Source organism: Streptomyces sp. NPDC004561 (assembly GCF_053602155.1).
In genome coordinates this window covers 1-1,819 of the sequence record NZ_JBSGDB010000855.1, presented here as the reverse complement: position 1 = coordinate 1,819, position 1,819 = coordinate 1, and the positions used below count along the sequence as shown (strand labels likewise).

The following is a 1,819-nucleotide window of genomic DNA, read 5'->3' as shown; positions in this document are numbered from 1 at the left end:
GCGCCGGGAGGGCAGGGGCGGCGGGGTGGCCCTCGTGGGCGGGGGCCGGGGTCGCGGTACCGGCCGGACCTCCGACCTGACGGCGGCCGACCGCTCGGCGCCGACCCGCCCCGGCCGGCCCACCGGACGGGCCGTCGGGAGCCGTGCCGTCCAGCTGTCCTGGAGCGCCTCCCGGGACGACCGGGGGGTGGTGTCGTACGACGTCTGCCAGGGCGGGGTGAAGATCCACGGCGTCGGCGGGGACCGGACCGCGACCGTGGTCACGGGGCTGCGCCCCGGCACCCGCTACGTGTTCACGGTGCGGGCCCGGGACGCCGCCGACAACCTGTCCCCCGCGAGCGCCCCGGTCCGCCTCACCACGCCGGGCGCCGACGACGGCCGTGGCACCGCGCCCACCGGTTTCACCGCCACGACCCACCGGGCCGGCGGGGCGTACTACATCGACCTGTCCTGGGATCCGCCGCGCGCGGACGGGATGATCACCGAGTACCTGATCGGCCTCGACGGCACCGCCGCCACCTCGCTGGTGTGGGGCGGCACCCCGCCGCGCGGCCGGGCGCACCACAGCTTCTACGTGGGCCGGGCTCCCGGGGAGGAACACCGGGTACGGCTGCGGGCGCGGCTGCCGGACGGCACCTGGGGCGGCTGGTCGGCGGAGCGGACGGTGACCACGGGCGGCTGACGGGCCCGTCCCGTGCTCCGGCCGACGTAATCCCTCACCCGGCCGGGCCCCGTCCGCATGCGGCGGTCTCCGGGGCGACGTTGGCTGGCTGCCGAGGCAGCACGGGCGTTCCCCGACCCTCGGCGGCGCATGGGACGTACCGCCGACCGTGCCGTCGGAGGCCAGACAATGCGCAACTCCAGACTCCTGCTCCACTCCGGTCTGACCCTGGCGGCCGTCGCCGCGCTTCCGGCCGCCCTCGCGACGCCGTCCGCCGCCCAATCTGGCATCTCGGTCAGCACGACCGGCTCCACCGTCTCGGTGGTCACCAGCGCGTGCACCCAGATCAACGGCAGCTGGGGCAACGCGGCCCTGCTCACCAGCCGTCAGGCGAACTTCTCCCAGGGCCGGCAGACGCCGCTCGCGGGCACGACCATCAGTCAGTCCGCTGGCTGGACCGGGGTGAGCCCGGGGACGTACACCGTGGTCGTGGTCTGCTCCAGCGGCAGCACCGCGGGCACCCAGTCGGTGGTCGTCTCCGGCCGATCCGGCGCGGCGCCGGCGGTCACGTCGCCCGCCACGGCGGCGCCCTCACGGGGTGTGAAGGGCGGCCTCGGCGGCGCCGTCCGGGACTACGGCACGCTCACGCTGGGCGTCGGCGCCGCGCTGGTGGGCGCGGGTGTCGTCGCCACCGGCTGGTTCCTGCGCCGCCGCTCCAAGCCGTACCGGCTCTGAGGGCCGCTCAGCCGGCGCCGGGCAGGTCCTCGAACTCCGCCAGCGCGTGGGTGAGCCACTGGGTCCAGAAGGTCTCCAGATCGATGCCCGCCCGCAGGACCAGATGCCGCAACCGGTCCTGCGGGGCGTCGCGGTCCGGCGGGAAGTCGCGCTCCTCGATCTCCCGGTACTCGGCCAGCTGGCGCCGGTGCAGCTCAAGATGACGCGACAGGTCCGCCTCCAGGCCGGCGGTGCCGACCACCGCCGCCGCGCGCAGCCGGAGCAGCAGCGTGTCCCGCAGCGGCTTGGGGTCCTGCGCGGCGCCGGTCCAGCGCTCCAGTTCGGCGCGGCCCGCGGGCAGGACCTCGTAGCTCTTGCCTCGATGAGATGCTGGAGCCGTTCGGGCGGGCGTGGCCCGGGCTCGCCCCCGCCGGGTCGCTCACC

Annotated in this window: 2 protein-coding genes and 1 pseudogene; 2 read left to right on the top strand and 1 reads right to left on the bottom strand. The window is 76.4% G+C overall.

The window, feature by feature from the left end; all coding sequences use genetic code 11:
- Together ACWEN3_RS46130 and ACWEN3_RS46125 are read left to right on the top strand one after the other, a co-directional pair.
- The coding region (locus tag ACWEN3_RS46130; protein ID WP_452984377.1) for a fibronectin type III domain-containing protein at positions 1-682 on the top strand (682 nt) is incomplete at its 5' end.
- 168 nt (positions 683-850) lie between these two features.
- Positions 851-1,396, top strand: coding sequence for a hypothetical protein (locus ACWEN3_RS46125; RefSeq protein WP_452984375.1), 546 nt, complete (start codon positions 851-853; stop codon positions 1,394-1,396).
- A 7-nt stretch (positions 1,397-1,403) separates the two neighbouring features.
- Here the strand turns inward: ACWEN3_RS46125 and ACWEN3_RS46120 are convergent.
- Positions 1,404-1,802, bottom strand: a pseudogene (locus tag ACWEN3_RS46120) (PadR family transcriptional regulator); the annotation flags it as partial.
- Between the last annotated feature and the right edge of the window lie 17 nt (positions 1,803-1,819).

Bases quoted from the DNA above. Each gene is read 5' to 3' on its own strand.
- ACWEN3_RS46125 (WP_452984375.1), top strand. From the start codon at position 851: ATGCGCAACTCCAGACTCCTGCTCCACTCCGGTCTGACCCTGGCGGCC.